The following is a 15,653-nucleotide window of genomic DNA, read 5'->3' on the forward strand; positions in this document are numbered from 1 at the left end:
CCGGGTCCGAGACGCTGGAGAGGGATCGCACCATGCCGCTGCTGAGCTGGCTCTCGACGGGCACCGACGAGCGCCCGGACGCGATCCGGGTCGACGACCGGGCGGTGTCCTGGGTGGAGCTGCGCCGCCTGGCCGCGGCGGTGGCCGACGAGCTGCGCGGCGTCGACCGGGTGGCGATCGAGGCCACCGCGACCCTGGAGACGGTGGTCGGGGTGGTCGGCGCGCTGACCGCCGGAGCGGCGGTCGTGCCGGTCCCGCCGGACGCCGGGCCGATGGAGCGCGACCACGTCCTGCGTGACTCGGGATCGACGGCACTGCTGGTCCCGGCCGGCGCGGCGCGCACCGCCGAGGGCGCGGGCCGGGCCGTCGTGCCCATCGACCTGACCCGCCGGTCGGACACCCTCCACCCCGAGCCCGACCCGGCGCGCACCGCGCTGATCCTCTACACCAGCGGCACCACCGGCGCCCCGAAGGGCGCCGTGATCTCCCGCCGCGCGGTCGCCGCCTGCCTGGACGGGCTCGCCGACGCCTGGGCCTGGACGCCGGACGACCTGTTGGTCCACGGGCTGCCGCTGTTCCACGTGCACGGGCTGGTACTCGGTGTGCTCGGGCCGCTGCGGCTGGGCAGCGGGCTGCACCACGTCGGTCGGCCGCGCCCCGACCGCTATGCCGCCGCCGGCGGCTCGATGTACTTCGGCGTGCCGACGGTGTGGTCCCGGATCGCCGCCGACCCGGACGCGGCGCGGGCGCTGCGTCCGGCGCGGCTGCTCGTCTCGGGTAGCGCGGCGCTGCCGGCGGCCGTCTTCGCGGACCTCGCCACCCTCACCGGCCACCGGGTCGTCGAGCGGTACGGGATGACCGAGACCCTGATCACGGTGAGTGCCCGGGCGGACGGCCCGCGCCGGCCGGGCGCCGTCGGGCTGCCGCTGCCCGGGGTGCGTACGCGGCTGGTCGACGACACCGGTGCCGTGCTCCCCGCCGACGGAACGGCGATGGGCGAGCTCCAGGTCGTTGGCCCCACCCTCTTCGACGGCTACCTCAACCGCCAGGATGCCGACGCGGCGAGCCGCACCCCGGACGGCTGGTTCCGCACCGGGGACGTCGCCACCGTGGATCCGGACGGCTGGCACCGGATCGTCGGCCGGGCGTCCACCGACCTGATCAAGAGCGGCGGTTACCGGATCGGCGCCGGCGAGGTGGAGGACGCCCTCCTGGCGCACCCCGGGGTGCGCGAGGCCGCCGTGGTGGGCACCCCGCACCCCGACCTCGGCCAACAGGTCACCGCGTACGTGGTGGGCGACGGGGTGGACGGCGCCGAACTGATCGACTTCGTGGCCCGGCACCTCTCCGCGCACAAGCGCCCGCGCGAGGTACGCCTGGTCGACGCGCTGCCCCGCAACGCCCTCGGCAAGGTGCAGAAGACCAGGCTGACGGCGGACTAGGGCTGGACGGCCGGGATGCTGATCGCGGTGGCCACCAGTCCCCGGTCGACCATGAACCTGCCGGCGAAGGTCGTCACCGGTTCCCCGCCGAGCACCGGGCCGGGCACCAGCAGCCGGGCCTCGAAGGTACCGGCCGGATCGATGACTATGTCCGCCTCGGAGAAGTCCAGCCACCGGCCGGTGAGCGGGAACCACGCCTTGTACACCGACTCCTTGGCGCTGAAGAGCAGCCGGTCCCAGCAGACGGCGGGCCGGGCCGCGCCCAGCGTCGCGGTGCGCGCCCGCTCCACCGGCAGGGCGATCGCGTCGAGCACCCCGTCGGGCAGCGGCGCGTGCGGCTCGGCGTCCACGCCGAGGGTGGCGAACGCTGTCGTACGCCCGAGGACCGCCGCCCGGTAGCCGTCGCAGTGCGTCATGCTGCCGACCACCCCGCTCGGCCAGACCGGGGCGCCCCGGGCCCCGGAGACGATCGGCACCGGGGCGAGCCCCAGCTCGCCGAGGGCCACGCGGGCGCAGTGCCGCACGGTGGTGAACTCCCGGCGGCGCTTCTCCACCGACCGGGCGACCAACGCCTCTTCCTCGGGGAACAGGGTCAGGTCGGTGGGGTCCGTGAAGGACTCGGCCACCGCCACGGCGGAGGGCAGGATCTGCTCGATCACGTCCGCCGATGCTAGGCGGTGCGGCGGCCCTCGCCGTAACGACGGTGACGGTACGGTGCACCATAGGGGTCGGGTACGGGTGCCGGGCCGCGCGGGCGGCTGCCAGTCTGGGGGCGGGCCCCGGTCCCACGGGCGGGGCACGCGGATTCTGGGTCGGATGGATGCGGGAAAGCGATGCTCACTGGCAAGGTGGTGCGGTTCGACGAGGTGCGGGGCTACGGGTTCATCGCCCCGGACGACGGCAGCGACGACGTGTTCGTGCACGCGAACATGCTGGACGGGGACAAGTGGGCGCTGTCGCCCGGCGTCGCGGTGGAGTATGAGGCGGTGGGCACCGACCGCGGCCCCAAGGCCGTGCTGGTGCGGGTGGTCGGCGCTCCGACGGGTGGGGAGCGCAACGGGACGGCCGGCGCCGCGGCGCCCTCCCGGGCCGCCGTGGCGGTCACCGGCCGCAGCAGGGACGGCGGAGAGGCCACCGGCGGGGCCGAGGACGACGAGGGCCTGTGCGACGTGCTCTCCGAGCGGGCCTTCTACGCTGAGACCACCGAGGCGCTGGTGACCTCCGTGTCGGATCTGACCGGGGCGCAGATTGTGGCCGTACGTGCCCGCATGTTGGACCTGGCCCGACGGCACGGCTGGGTGGAGGGCTGACCGAGGCGGGAGTCGGGGTGGACCCCGCCGGCCGGCCTAGCCGGCGGCGATCAGCAGGGACTTCCTGATCCGGCCGAGCGCGCTGCGCGGCAGCTCGTCGACGAAGTGCACCCGCCGGGGTCGTTGGCCCGCCGAGAGATACCGGCCGACGTGGTCGATGAGCACCTGCGCGGTCAGCCCGTCGGCGACCACGTACGCGGTGACCTGCTCACCGAGCGCGTGGTGCGGCGTGCCGACGACGGCGGCGTCGCGCACCCCGGGATGGCTCAGCAGCGCCTCCTCGATCTGCCCGGCGGGCATCCGCCGGCCACGGCTGTGCACCACGTCGAGCCCGCACCGGCCGATGATCCGGTACGAGCCGTCGGCGGCCACGCTGGCCAGGTCGCCGGTGGGGTGCCAGCGACCGGCGGCGACGCCCTGACCGGCCCCGACGTAACCGCTGAACAGCGTCGGCCCGCAGACGCTCAACTCGCCGACCGACTCGCCGTCGGCCGGCACGGGCCGGGCGTCGCGGTCCAGCACCCGGGCCCGCACGCCGGGCAGGGGGGTGCCGACGGCACCGGCGACGGTGCGGCCGTCGGCTCGTCCGGTCAGCGCGATGAGTGTCTCCGTGGTGCCGTACGCCTGCACCGGTGCGCGCGAGGTGAGCAGCCGGAGGCGCTCGGCCACGGCGCCGGGCAGGGGGGCGTCGGCGGAGATCAGGATTCGGGCCGCGGACAGCGACCGCGCCCACCGGCTGTTCAGCGCGATCCTCGCCCACTGTTCGGGCAACGCCAGGTACATGGTGCCGACCGGTCCCGCCGCGGCGTTGCGGTCGAGGTGGACGAAGCGACTGCCGACCCGCAGCGCGCCGAGTAGGCCGACGACCAGACCGTACGCCCGGAACAGCGGCGCGCCCTGGACCACGACGTCGTCCTCGCTCCACCGCCAGGCCTGGGCCAGCAGGTCGAGGTCCGCGGCGATGGCCCGACGCGAGATGCGCACCCCGCGCGGGGGCCCGCCGGCGCCTCCGGTGTAGAGGATTACCGCATCGGTGCCGGGGGCGGGCTCGGGGTGGTGCGTCGACGAGCGCTGACGCAGGTCGACCGGGACCGTGGGCAGCCGGTGGCTGCCGGGCAGGCTCCGGCCGAGGAGCAGCGTCGCCCCGGACTGCCGCAGGATGCGGCGCCGTTCGCACTCCTCGGCGTCGGGGGGCAGCGGCACGAGCGGAACGCCCGCGTGGAGGGCGCCGAGCATGCCGACCACCGTCTCCAGGGTCGGTGTGCCGTCGACCGCCACCGCGCACGCGCCCCTGATCCGGTCGGCGACGGCGGCGACGCAGCCGAGCAGGGCCTCGCTGGAGAGGGTACGGCCGGCCACCCGCAGCGCGTCGGCCCGATCCGCGCCCAGTCCCCGCAGCGCCGGCAGCAGTGTCATCTCCGCTATCCCCTGCGGAGGTCGTCAACGAGTCGCGGCAGCAGCTGGGGCATCACGACGGCCACAGAGCCCTTCAGGTCATGGGGCCGACACGGCCCCATATCCGGCTATCCCTACGTAAGAAACGGGTGCCCCGAAATTAGGCCGGGCTAACGTCCGGCACAACCCCTAGCCACCGCGCCCCGATCCCCTGCCGGGCCGACGGGCCAGGTAGGACGGTATGTCGCGCCGGCTTCGGTGATGTCCGGTCACGCCGCCGTCTCTGGCCAGTGACACTATGGAGAATCGTCGGTGTCGCCGCAATTGCTGACATCGACGTATTGAATTGGGCACGACATCATCGAGGACACGCAAGGCCATCGACGCATTGACGTGTTTTGCCTATCAGCAAACGCTTGCCGCCGGGCGCGTAACGACGCCGTCACGCGACGACAGCCGTGGACGCATTAACTCTCTTTTAACAAAATCATTGTCTAATTTCCCAAACGTCCGATTCTGGGTGCGGCCGGGCGTCGCGCGGCGGGCGCCGATACCTCCGCTCCGCCTCGGCAGTCCGCAGTCGCACTTCGGGGAGGCGATCTCTCACTCCGCAACAATTCGGGATTCGTCGGCAATTGCGAGTCGTCCCGCCCGGGACGGGCGCGGCCGCGGACGCCCGGACCGGCGGAGCCGGACGCGCCGCCGGCGCCCGTCCCGACGTCTCGACCCCCGGGGCCGAGGCGCGCAGACGGGCATGGACCCGCGTTGACACTGAGTTGAGCAGCGCCTACGCAATGATCCCGGGCGCGCGTCCCACGAACCGGGACCCAGCTCGGAGCTAGATCGACAGCAGGCGATGTCGTCCCCCGACGGGTCGGCGGAGGGGCCCGCCGGCGGCGCCAGCGGACCGGACGCGCCTAGCACGGGTAACCGCGCCAGCCAATCGCCGAGCGGGCCAGAAAGGCGAAACCAATGGGTCGCGAGAGCGCTCTGTCACGTTGCGACGCCGCCCGGCGACTTTCCGTTGTCAAGCGAGGCCGAAGGCGCGTCCCGGCCGACGGCCACCCGCCACCGATGTTTGCCCATCCTTTACAAACCTCGGCTTGCCGCCCAATTGCCGAACTGCCATACTCCCACCATCACGGCGGTCGATGGGGGGAGATCGGCCCGGAGAGGCTGGAGAATTATCGCCAGGGCCGGCAAGGGCGCAACTCGAAGTCGCCAGCCGGACGGATCGGTCGATGGTTCGCCGGCTTCAATCGATGGTCGTCTGTATTTACTAATAATGGAATGGGTCAAGAATTGCCGGTCTCCGATTTCGTCGAGCTCCCGGGCCGCGCAGGGCCGGCGGCCCGGCCGGTGACTGCGGGCGGCGTGCCCCCTCGGAGGCCACGGCGATGGAGCTGACCGAGCGGTCGTGCCAGCTGAGCCTGTTGGAAGGCCGGGTCGCGGACCTGTTCCGAGGCGGCACCGGGCCGACGAACCGGACGGTGACCGTGCTGACCGGTCCGGTCGGCGTCGGCAAGACCACGCTGTTGCAGACCTTCGCCCGACGGGCCTGCGACGCCGGAGCGCGCGTCCTCGGCGCGAGTGCGTCGCGCGCCGAACGCACCGTCCCGCTGGAGGTCGTCCGACAGCTCGTCCGGGCGGCGCCGTTGAGCGGCGCCGGCGGCCCGGACACCTGGGCCCGCCTCGGGCGGCTACTGGACGAGGGTGCCCTCGCCTGGGCCGACGCCGACGACACCGACGACGAGGGCACGGCCCTGACCACCGCCGCGATCGGTGGGGCCCTGCTCGAGATGACCACGCGGGGACCGCTGGTCATCGCGGTGGACGACATCCATCACGCCGACGTGCCGTCGCTGCGCTGCCTCGACTACGTGGCCCGACGGATCTCCGGCCTGCCCGTGCTGATCGTCCTGACCGAGGCGCCGCGTACCAGGCCGTGGCGGCCTGACGTGCACGCCGAACTGCTGCAACCCGCGAGGCTGCACCGCATCCGGCTGCCGCTGCTGACCCCCGACGGCACGTTCCAGCTGCTCGCCCAGCAGCTCGGCGTTCCGGTCGCCCGGACCATCGCCGCGGAGAGCCACCAAATCAGCGGCGGCAATCCGCTGCTGGTGCAGGCGCTCGCCGAGGATCAGGCGGCGGCACCCCGGCCCGCCGACCACCCGACGGTCGGAGAGTCGTTCCGGGAGGCGGTGCTCAGCTGCCTGTACCGCTGCGACCATCTGGTGCTCAACGCCGCCCGGGTGCTCGCCGTGACCGGCGAGGCGCTGCACGGCAACCTGCTGCCCCACCTCGTCGACGCCCGGTCACGGGCCGCGCTGGACGCGATCGACGACTCGACCAGTGCGGGGCTGATCAACGAGCGGGGGTTGCGCCACCCGGCGGTGAGCCAGGCCGTGATCGACGGGATGACCACCGAAGAACGCGCACGGCTGCACCTGGAGGCGGCCTGTCTGCTGCACGACGACGGCGCGCCGCCGGCCCGCGTCGCGCCGCACCTGATCGGGATCGACGAGCTGGTCGAACCCTGGATGGCGCAGACCCTGCTGGACGCCGGCGAACAGGCGCTGCTCGACGGCGAGGTGGAGGCCGCCCTGCGGTACCTGCGCCGCGCCCACCGGGGCCGCGCCGGCGAGTGCCTGCGGGCGCGGATCCGTTCGGCGCTGGCCCGCGCCGAGTGGCGGCTCGACCCGCAGGCCGCGATGCCCCACCTCGTCGGCGTCGTCACCGCCATCCGCGCCGGACATCTCGGCAGCCAGCAGGCCGCCGGTCCCATCCAGTACCTCCTCTGGCACGGTGAGATCGAGGAGGCCGTCGAGCTGGTCAACCACCTGAGCGAACGGGGGGACGGCGCCGACGCGCGGACCGCCGCCGAGCTGCTCATCATCACGGGCTGGATGTCGATCCTCTACCCGGGGGTGATGGTCGATCGCCCGTCGCCCACCACGGCCGGACGGGACCCGCTCACGCTGGCCAGGGTCAAGCGCGGGATCGAGGGGGCCACGCTGCTGTCCGCCGTGCTCGACCGCGGTGACGCCGGCGCGGTCGAGCAGGCCGAGCGGACGCTGTCGACGACCGGGCTGGACGACGAGCAAAGCATGTGGACCGCCGTCTGCGCCCTCATCGCCATCATCTACGCCGATCGGCTGGACCTGGCCGACGACTGGTGCGACCGGCTGGGCCGCGACCCGGCCACCCCGCACCACCCCACCCCCTCAGCACTGCTCACGGCCCTGCGGGCGACCGTCGCCGGACGGCTCGGTGACCTCTGCCGGGCCGACAGGCTGGCCGACGAGGCACTGGGACAGCTCTCGCCGAAGGGCTGGGGGGTGGTGATCGGGATACCGCTCGCCGTACGGATACGCGCCCTCACCTTCATGGGCCGGCTCGACGCGGCGGCGGCCTGCCTCCAGGTGCCGGTGCCGCCGACGATGTTCGAGACCCCGATCGGGCTGCACTACCTCCAAGCGCGTGGAATGCACGCCCTCGCCGCGGGCAGCCCGGAGGCCGCACTGGCCGATTTCCAGCTCTGCGGGCAGCTGATGCACCGGTGGAGCCTGGACTTCTCGGGCCTCGTCCCGTGGCGCACCGAGTCCGCGCGGGCGCTGCTCCGGATGGGCCGCCGCCAGCAGGCCGGCAAGCTCGTCCGCGAGGAGCTGGCCCGGCTGCGGCCCGTCCACGTCCGGTACCGGGCGGCCGCCCTGCGGGTCCTGGCCGCCACCGAGGACGGGTCGGATCGGATCCCGCACCTGCGCAGCGCCGTCCGGCTGCTGCGGCAGTGCGGCGACCGGATGGAGCTGGCGCACAACCTGGCCGACCTCGGTCACGCCTACCAGCAGGCCGGCGACCGGCGGCAGGCCCGCGTCGCGTCGCGGTCGGCCCGGGAACTGGCGGAGGAGTGCGGGATCCGGATGCTGCGGCCCGGCGTCTCCACCGCCAGGAACGGTGCCGTCGAGGGCCGCCGCGACACGACGGTCCTGGTCGAGGGGCTGACCGACGCGGAATCCCGGGTGGCCGTCCTGGCCGCCCAGGGTCACACGAACCGTGAGATCGCCGAGAAGCTCTTCCTGACGGTCAGCGCGATCGAGCAGCGGCTGACCCGGATCTACCGGAAGCTTGACGTCAACTCGCGCAGCGAGCTGACCACCCGGCTGCGGTCGGGCCGCCCCGGCGCCACGGTCCTGGATCCGCCGTCACGAGGCTCGGGCGACCCGGGCCGCCGGCCCCCGGGGCCCCGGCTCCGCTGAGTCGCCGTCCGCCCCGGCGCGGGTCCGCCACGCCTGTCCCCCGCGACCCCGCCTGCCCCGACCGTCGCCAGCGGTCGGCTCCGGCGGCGGCCGATCGTCGTCGGCCGTCCGCGCCGGTCTCCGCCCTCGCGGGCCGTCGCCCCGCGTCCGTTTCCCGCCACTGTCCGTACGAGCGGGTATGCGCGGGGAAGGCCGACATGACACCATCGAGCTGCGCACCGGACACCGGCGACTCACCGGGCCGCCATCTCCGCCCGTCTGGCCGACTCCGGCACCCCTCATGACGGTTCGCGCAACCCCTACATCCGTTCCAGGGCCGCAGGATTGGGCGCGAAACGATGGGGTCTCGCGCCCGTTGTCGCGCACCCACGCCGGTGCCAGACTCGCCCTGAACACGCGGACCGTTCGGCGAGAACCCCGGTCCGGCGAAGGATTTCCAGGTCCGTCCGGCATGGCGGCCGGTGCGCTCCACCCCTATCCGGCAGACACGGGTGGAGGGGCGCGGCCGTTCGGCAAGGGGGAGGCGGTGTCGGCAACACCGGGGTTCCCGGTGCCGCGCCGCGTACGAGAAGGGCTGACACGCTGGTGTTGGTGCAGCAAGAGGAACAGACGACCCGCCTCCGGCGCGCGTTCCGGGCCTGCGAGGAGCAGCAACGCGGCCACGTCGCGCTGGTCACCGGCGCCGTGGGAAGCGGCAAGACGAGCCTGCTGGAATCGTTCAGCGAATGGGCGGCGGGTGCCGGCGGGCAGGTGATGAGCGCCGCCGGCTCCCGGGCGGAGCGCGGGCTGCACCTGGGGGTCGTCGGGCAGCTCTGCCACAGCGCACGGCTCGCGCCGGAGGCGGCGGCCCGGGTCGAGAAGCTGATGCGGGACGCCACCTTCGCCGTGCCGCTGCCCGAGCCCGGCGACGAGACGGCCGACGGCGACCGGGCCTGGGCGCCCCTGCTGCACGGCCTCTTCGCCACCCTGCTCGACCTGACCGCCAGCGGCCCTCTGGTCCTCGCCGTCGACGACGTGCACCACGTGGACCCGGCCTCGCTGCACTGCCTTCTCTACGTGGCCCGCCGGCTGCGCCACACCCGGATCATGGTCGTGCTCGCCGAGGCGTCGACGCTGCGTCCGCCGCACCCGCTGTTCCGGGCCGAACTGCTCAGCCAGCCGCACTTCTCCCGCATCGGCCTGCCGCCGCTGACCGTGGACGCCGTCGCCCGGCTCGTCGGCGGCGACGCCGACGACGCCCGCAGGACGGCGGAGCGTTGCGTGCGGATGACCGGCGGCAATCCGCTGCTCACCCGAGCACTGCTCGAGGAGCTGGCCAGCGGTGGGGTGAGCGACGAGTACGGCCCGGCCGTCGGTGACGCGTTCGACCAGGCCGTGCTCGGTTGCCTCTACCGGCACGAGCCGGGGGTCCGCCGGGTGGCCCAGGCGCTGGCGGTGCTCAACCGGCCCGCGCCGGTCGACCTGCTCGGGCACCTCCTCGACGTGGTGCCCGAGTCCACCGTCCCGGCGGTACGGGTGTTGCGCACCTCGGGTCTGATGGAGTCCGACCAGTTGCGCCACCCGCGCATCCTGCGCTCGATCCTGGGCGACATGTCGGCCGACGAACGGCGGAGCCTGCACCAGCGTGCCGCCGAGGTGTTGCACGACCACGGTGCCGAGCCGAGCGTGGTCGCCGAGCACCTGGTGGCCGCCGGGACGGCGGGTGCGCCCTGGATGGTGCCGGTGCTCCAGGACGCCGCCGGGCACGCGTTGGCGTCTGGCCGGCCGGACGTGGCCGCCGCCTGCCTGCGCCTGGTCTCCCGGGCGCCCGTCGACGAGCAGCAGCGGACCGCCACCACCGAGATGCTGGTCAACGCCCGCTGGCAGATCAACCCGTTGACCGTGAACGGGAAGCTGACCGAGCTGGTGGAGGCGGCGCGGACCACCGGATGGTCCACCGACGCGGGGCTGTCCGCCGTGCCGTACCTGCTCTGGCAGGGCCGGGTGGACGAGGCGACCGAGGCGGTCGGCGCGTTCTCGTCCGACGTCGAGCACGCCTCGACCGCCCTGGCCGGTCGCCTGCGGATGATGCAGCTGCTGGTCTCCCTCTCCCACCCGGAGCACCTGGCCACGGTGCGGGAGACCCCGAGCACCTGGAGTCGGGCGGCGAGCGCGCCGACCACGATCAGCCCGCTGCTCCAGGCGGTGACGGTGCTCGGCACCGCGCTGACGCCGGCCACGGACAACGACACCGTGGCGACCGCCGAGCAACTACTCCAGCGCCACCACACCGACGACGGCGCGCTGGGGCTGCTGGCCGCTCCCCTGCTGGCGTTGCTGTGGACGGGTCGGTCCGACCGGGCCGCCGTCTGGGGGGACGTGCTGCTCGGCCGACCGGTGGCCCAGCATGCCCCGGGGTGGCGGGCCGTCATGCGGGCGATCCGGGCGGAGGCGGCATTGCGCGTCGGTGACCTGCCCGGCGCCGAGCACCACGCCCGCGCGGCCTTGGAGGACATGCCCGCCGCCGCCTGGGGAGTGGCGGTCGCCGGCCCGCTGGCCACGCTGATCGCCTGCGCGACCGAGTCGGGCCGGTTCTCCGAGGCCGACCGGTGGCTCGCCCACCCCATCCCGTCCGGCATGTTCCGTACCCCGCTGGGCCTGCACTACCTGGCCGCCCGGGCCCGGCACCACCTGGCCGTGCGTCGGCCGCACGCCGCCACCACCGACCTGCGGCGGTGCGGCGAGCTGATGCGAACCTGGGGCATCGACGCGGCCGGGCTCGTGCCGTGGCGGCTGGAGCTGGCTCGGGTGCAGCTCAGCGTCGGCAACAAGACGCAGGCCACACAGCTTCTCCAGGAGCAGCTGCGGGTGCCGCACGGGGTCGACGACCGGACCCGGGGCCGCACGCTGCGGCTGCTCGCCACGACAGCCGCCCAGGACCACCGGCGCAAGCTGCTCTCCGAGGCGGTCAACCTGCTCCAGTCCAGCGGCGACCGGCTGGAACTCGTCCGGGCCCTCGGCGACACCGGCCAGACGCTGCAACGCGCCGGGGACTCCGCCCGTGCCCGCCTGCTCGTCCGTCGGGCCTACCAGCTCGCCCAGGACTGCGGGGCGTCGGTGCTGGCCCAACGGCTGATCCGCCGCGAGCCGGGCAGCGGGCTGTCGGCGTATCCGGTCGCCGCCGAGTTGCAGGAGCCGGACGACGGGCTGAGCGACGCCGAACGCCGGGTCGCCGCGCTGGCCGCCCAGGGGCACACCAACCGGCAGATCTCCAGCAAGCTCTTCATCACCGTGAGCACGGTCGAGCAGCACCTGACCCGGGTCTACCGCAAGCTGGACGTGAAGCGCCGCACGGACCTGCCGTCCCGACTCGTCGCGTACGCGGAGGCGTTGGCCGACGAGACCCAGGGCGCCGCGTCCTGACGGACGTCGAGGGGGGCGCGGTGTTTCCACCGCGCCCCCCTCGGCATACGACGGCCGCGAGCTCAGCCGACGCTCAGCCCGACGGTGGGACGGGCGGCCGCCGCGTCGCGGTGCCGCAGCACGAGGTCGGCGGCGGCGGTGACCCCGCCGGCCTGCCGCATCCGCCTGCTCCACAGCCGCGCCCGCGCCCGGAACGTCTCCTCGTGCAGCAGCCGCCCGAGCTTGGCGAGGACGTCCTCGACGTCCAGCGAGTCGGCGCGCTCGACGGAGAGGGCCACCCCGCTGTCTACCGCGCGCACCGCGCCGTCGGGGCAGTCCAGCCAGAACGGCATCACCAGCTGCGGTACGGCGAAGTGGACGGCCTCGTGGATGGCGTTGGCGGCGCCGTGGTTGAAGAAGACCCGCACGTGCGGGTGGGCCAGCACCCGCAGCTGCGACGGCAGCCACGCCTCCACCCGCAGGTTGCCCGGCAGCCGGTGCGCCGGCGGGAGGAGACGCCGCTGGCGCGCGGGCACCTTCCACAGCACGGCGTGCTCCGGCCCGAGCCGGTCGGCGACCTCGACGATCGCGTCCACCTGCCCCTGTGACAGTCGCATGATGGTGCCGAACCCGACGTAGACCACCGAGGGGTGGTCGTCGAGCCACCGGGTCAGCTCGTCGTCCCCGTCGGCCGGCGGCAGCTCGCGGGGCACCACGGGCCCGAGCATCCGCAGCTTCTCCGGGGCGGTCGCGAACGGATACTCGAAACCGAAGACCGTGTACGCCATGAGGGCCGCGGCGGCCTCGACGTACTCCGCCGGGCGCATCTCCGGGTTGCGGATGCCGGCGGCGCTCCGGCTGGCCACGGCGGCGAGGCTCCGGCGCAGCCGCTCCGGCTCCATCAGCGCCCGTACCAGCCGGTTGCGGAAGCCGACGTTGGCCGCCTGCTGCCGGGGCGTCATCCGCTCCGGCAGCCCGGAGAACGGGGCGGGGTAGCGCGACGGCAGGTGTTCCTGGAGGAAGTTCGACGGCGGCAGCGAGATGCTCACCACGTAGGGCAGCTGCCGCGTCTGCGCGGCGTCCATCGCCCAACTGGCGAGGCTGTCCAGCACGGCCACCGCCGGCCCGACCTCGTCGATGACCTCGAGGCAGCGTTGGTAGAGGTGCCGCACGTGGTCGTGGTCGGTGCTGACGTCGAGGTATCGCGCGAAGCTGGTCGCCCGGTCACCGGTGGTCAGCGCCCGGTACGTCGCGTCGTCCCACGTGTCCGGTGACGACTGCGGCCGGGCCGGGCCGAGCGAGACGAACGTGACCTCGCCCGGGCCGCGCAGCCCTTCGACGTCCCCCCGGCGATCCTCGGTCGACGCGAACCAGACGTTCCCGACCCCCCGGGCCTTCAACTCGCCCGCGATGGTCAGCAACGGGTTGAACAACCCCGCGCTGTTGTACGCGACGACCAGCACCGCTCGGTCGCGGTCGTTTCCGGTCATGTGCACCGTCCGCCACTCCTTTCCGCCTGTGCGGCGACCCGCGTCGTCCGACCCTGGAGTACGCCACGCCGGGGGGCTGTTCGTGGAGCCGTCCGGTCGGCGGCGGGGTCACGACGAGATATGTCGATCCGACAACGTCGGGCGGCGCTCCGCTGGAAGGGCCTGCCACTCCAGGACAGCCGGGGGTCAGGAGCTACCGCCGTCTATGCAGCCTGCCACGACCGACACGGGACCGCTCGCGGAGAGGCGGATTTTATGCCGGACATTTCCGACTAATCGGCTCGGTCGACATGCGCACCGGTCAATGGGTGGGATAGATCACCCGGCACGACGACGCCGATGGCCCGGGCCGCGTGAGCGGCCCGGGCCATCGGCGTCGGGTGATACGGCGTACCGGTCGGTTCGTGGCTGGTAGGACCTACCTGGGCTAGTCCATGGCGCGGCGCATGAAGCCACGCATGCCGATCATCGAGAACACCACGAAGACCCCGGCGAGGACGCACATGCACAGCCAGAGCGGCAGCGATTCGACCCCCGGCGGCCCGACGAGCGACCGGGTCGCCTCGCTGATGTAGGTGAGCGGGTTGAGCCCGCAGATCACCTGGTACCAGCGCAGCGAGTCCAAGCCGAGCAGCGGGAACTGGGTCGCGCCGGTGAACATGAGCGGGGTCATCACCACGGTGAACATGATCTGGATGTGCTGCGTGGGTACCAGCGTGCCGAAGGCGAGGCCCACCGCCGCACCGACCAGCGCGCCGACCGCCAACACCCCGATCACCTTGAGCACGACCGCCCAGGGCCAGGTGACACCGAGCATGAGCATACCGACCGGGATCAGCACCACGCCGGCGATCAGGCCTCGGATGCCGCCGAAGACGATCTTCTCCAGGGCCACCAGCGGAATCGCCATGGGCGACAGGAGGCGGTCCTCGATCTCCCGGGTGAAGGAGAAGTCCATCATCATCGGCAGCGCGGTGTTCTCCAGCCCGATCAGGAAGGCGTTCAGCGCGATGACGCCGGGCAGCAGCACGTTGCTGAAGTCGTCGCTGGCGTAGCCCAGGTCGCCGAGCACCTTGCCGAAGATCAGCAGCATGAACAGCGGCTGGATGAAGACCTGGAGCAGGAAGCCGACCATCTCCCGGCCGGTGACGAACAGGTCCCGCGAGAGCACCGCCCGGAACGTGGCGAACTGGTCCAGCGCGCGCACCGGCGGCGGCGAGGCCTGCGGCGGCGCGGACGGGGGGGCGGGGGCGGCGACGCTCACCGAAGTTCCCTTCCGGTCAGGTGGATGAAGACATCTTCCAGGCTGGGCTGGCCGATGTTCAGGTCACGGACCTCGCAGCCCAGGTCGGCGAGGATCTTCATCGCCATCGGGATGGCGTTGGCCGGCTGGCCGCTGGTGTAGACCCGGAAGGAGAGCGGGGCGTCCGGATCGGCGGGCTCGTCGGGGCCCGGAGCGGGCGTCGGCATCGCCGGCATGCCGGGGAACGCCGGCGCGGCGGCGGGCGCCGGGGCGGCCACCTTGAAGTGTTCCACCTGCTCCACGTCCGGGATCGCGTCGAGCGCGGCCCGCACCTCCTCGGCGGGGGCGCCGGGGGTCACCACGAGAGTCAGGGTGCTGCTGCCCGGCAGCGTACGGGTCAGCGCGGACGGGGTGTCCAGGGTGAGCAGCTTGCCGTGGTCGACGATGCCGACGCGGTCGCAGAGCTTTTCCGCCTCGTCCATGTCGTGCGTGGTGACCACCACGGTCACCCCGGCCCGCTTCAGCTCGGCGATGCGGTCGTGCACGAAGAGCCGGGACTGCGGGTCGAGGCCCGCGGACGGCTCGTCGAGAAAGAGCACCCGGGGCGAGTGCATCAGCGCCCGGGCGATCATCGTGCGCTGGGCGAGGCCGCCCGACAGGAAGTCGGTACGGTGGTTCGCGAAGTCCTTGAGCCCCATCTGATCGAGCAGTTCGTCCGCCCGCCGAATGCGCTCCGCCCGGGGCACGCGGTGGTACGCCGCGTGGAACAGCAGGTTCTGCCGCACGGTCAGCGCCCGGTCGAGGTTCACCCGCTGCGGCACGACCGCCAGCAACTGCCGCGCGACGGCGGGCGCGCCGATCACGTCGGCGCCGCACACCTGGGCCCGGCCCGAGGTGGCCCGCACCCGTGTGGTCAGCACCCCGATCGTCGTCGTCTTGCCGGCGCCGTTCGGCCCGAGCAGGCCGAAGACCTCACCGGCGCCGACGGAGAAACTCAGTCCGTCCACCGCCGGTGGCATGTTGGGCTGGTACCGCTTGACCAGCTCCGTGACCACCACTGCCTCGTCCACGTCGTCATGCTCCGTCCTGAAACGTCGGTCCGATAGATGTACGGGTGCCGATAGGGGGCGCTAGGG

The 15,653-nt window shown here is 73.3% G+C and carries 9 protein-coding genes; 4 read left to right on the top strand and 5 right to left on the bottom strand.

Features of this window, described 5'->3' with window-relative positions:
- The first annotated feature begins 32 nt into the window (after nt 1-32).
- The gene (locus V6V16_RS14180; RefSeq protein WP_334562483.1) at nt 33-1,442 is read left to right on the top strand and encodes an acyl-CoA synthetase; all 1,410 of its coding nucleotides are present in this window, start codon (nt 33-35) and stop codon (nt 1,440-1,442) included.
- Here the strand turns inward: V6V16_RS14180 and V6V16_RS14185 are convergent.
- Nucleotides 1,439-2,101 carry a 4'-phosphopantetheinyl transferase family protein gene (locus V6V16_RS14185; protein WP_334562484.1) on the bottom strand — a complete coding sequence of 221 codons (663 nt, stop codon included), beginning with the start codon at nt 2,099-2,101 and terminating at the stop codon, nt 1,439-1,441. The genes V6V16_RS14180 and V6V16_RS14185 overlap by 4 nt on opposite strands.
- Before the next feature lie 174 nt (nt 2,102-2,275).
- On the opposite strand from V6V16_RS14185, the gene V6V16_RS14190 reads away from it, so the two are divergent.
- Nucleotides 2,276-2,752 carry a cold-shock protein gene (locus V6V16_RS14190; protein ID WP_334562485.1) on the top strand — a complete coding sequence of 159 codons (477 nt, stop codon included), beginning with the start codon at nt 2,276-2,278 and terminating at the stop codon, nt 2,750-2,752.
- Between the two features lie 36 nt (nt 2,753-2,788).
- Here V6V16_RS14190 and V6V16_RS14195 read toward each other — a convergent pair whose 3' ends face one another.
- Nucleotides 2,789-4,168 carry an AMP-binding protein gene (locus V6V16_RS14195; RefSeq protein WP_334562486.1) on the bottom strand — a complete coding sequence of 460 codons (1,380 nt, stop codon included), beginning with the start codon at nt 4,166-4,168 and terminating at the stop codon, nt 2,789-2,791.
- Between the two features lie 1,376 nt (nt 4,169-5,544).
- Here V6V16_RS14195 and V6V16_RS14200 point away from each other — a divergent pair.
- Nucleotides 5,545-8,403 carry an AAA family ATPase gene (locus tag V6V16_RS14200; RefSeq protein WP_334562487.1) on the top strand — a complete coding sequence of 953 codons (2,859 nt, stop codon included), beginning with the start codon at nt 5,545-5,547 and terminating at the stop codon, nt 8,401-8,403.
- 591 nt (nt 8,404-8,994) lie between these two features.
- Nucleotides 8,995-11,805, top strand: a complete 2,811-nt coding sequence (locus V6V16_RS14205; protein WP_334562488.1) for a helix-turn-helix transcriptional regulator — start codon at nt 8,995-8,997, stop codon at nt 11,803-11,805.
- Between the two features lie 62 nt (nt 11,806-11,867).
- Here V6V16_RS14205 and V6V16_RS14210 read toward each other — a convergent pair whose 3' ends face one another.
- The 3 genes from V6V16_RS14210 to V6V16_RS14220 form a co-directional block, all read right to left on the bottom strand.
- Complete coding sequence (locus V6V16_RS14210; RefSeq protein ID WP_334562489.1) at nt 11,868-13,274, bottom strand: glycosyltransferase; 1,407 nt, start codon at nt 13,272-13,274, stop codon at nt 11,868-11,870.
- Nucleotides 13,275-13,701: 427 nt separating this feature from the next.
- On the bottom strand, nt 13,702-14,538 hold the full coding sequence (locus tag V6V16_RS14215; protein ID WP_334562490.1) for an ABC transporter permease: 837 nt from the start codon (nt 14,536-14,538) through the stop codon (nt 13,702-13,704).
- Nucleotides 14,535-15,587, bottom strand: a complete 1,053-nt coding sequence (locus V6V16_RS14220; protein WP_334562491.1) for an ABC transporter ATP-binding protein — start codon at nt 15,585-15,587, stop codon at nt 14,535-14,537. The genes V6V16_RS14215 and V6V16_RS14220 overlap by 4 nt, the downstream gene beginning before the upstream one ends.
- Between the last annotated feature and the right edge of the window lie 66 nt (nt 15,588-15,653).

The organism is Micromonospora sp. CPCC 205561 (assembly GCF_036906775.1).
Classification (GTDB): domain Bacteria; phylum Actinomycetota; class Actinomycetes; order Mycobacteriales; family Micromonosporaceae; genus Micromonospora.

What these genes read in the sequence shown, in the direction of transcription:
- V6V16_RS14180 (WP_334562483.1), top strand. Translation starts at nt 33, where the DNA reads ATGCCGCTGCTGAGCTGGCTCTCGACGGGCACCGACGAGCGCCCGGAC.
- V6V16_RS14190 (WP_334562485.1), top strand. Translation starts at nt 2,276, where the DNA reads ATGCTCACTGGCAAGGTGGTGCGGTTCGACGAGGTGCGGGGCTACGGG.
- V6V16_RS14195 (WP_334562486.1), bottom strand. Translation starts at nt 4,168, where the DNA reads ATGACACTGCTGCCGGCGCTGCGGGGACTGGGCGCGGATCGGGCCGAC.
- V6V16_RS14200 (WP_334562487.1), top strand. Translation starts at nt 5,545, where the DNA reads ATGGAGCTGACCGAGCGGTCGTGCCAGCTGAGCCTGTTGGAAGGCCGG.
- V6V16_RS14210 (WP_334562489.1), bottom strand. Translation starts at nt 13,274, where the DNA reads ATGACCGGAAACGACCGCGACCGAGCGGTGCTGGTCGTCGCGTACAAC.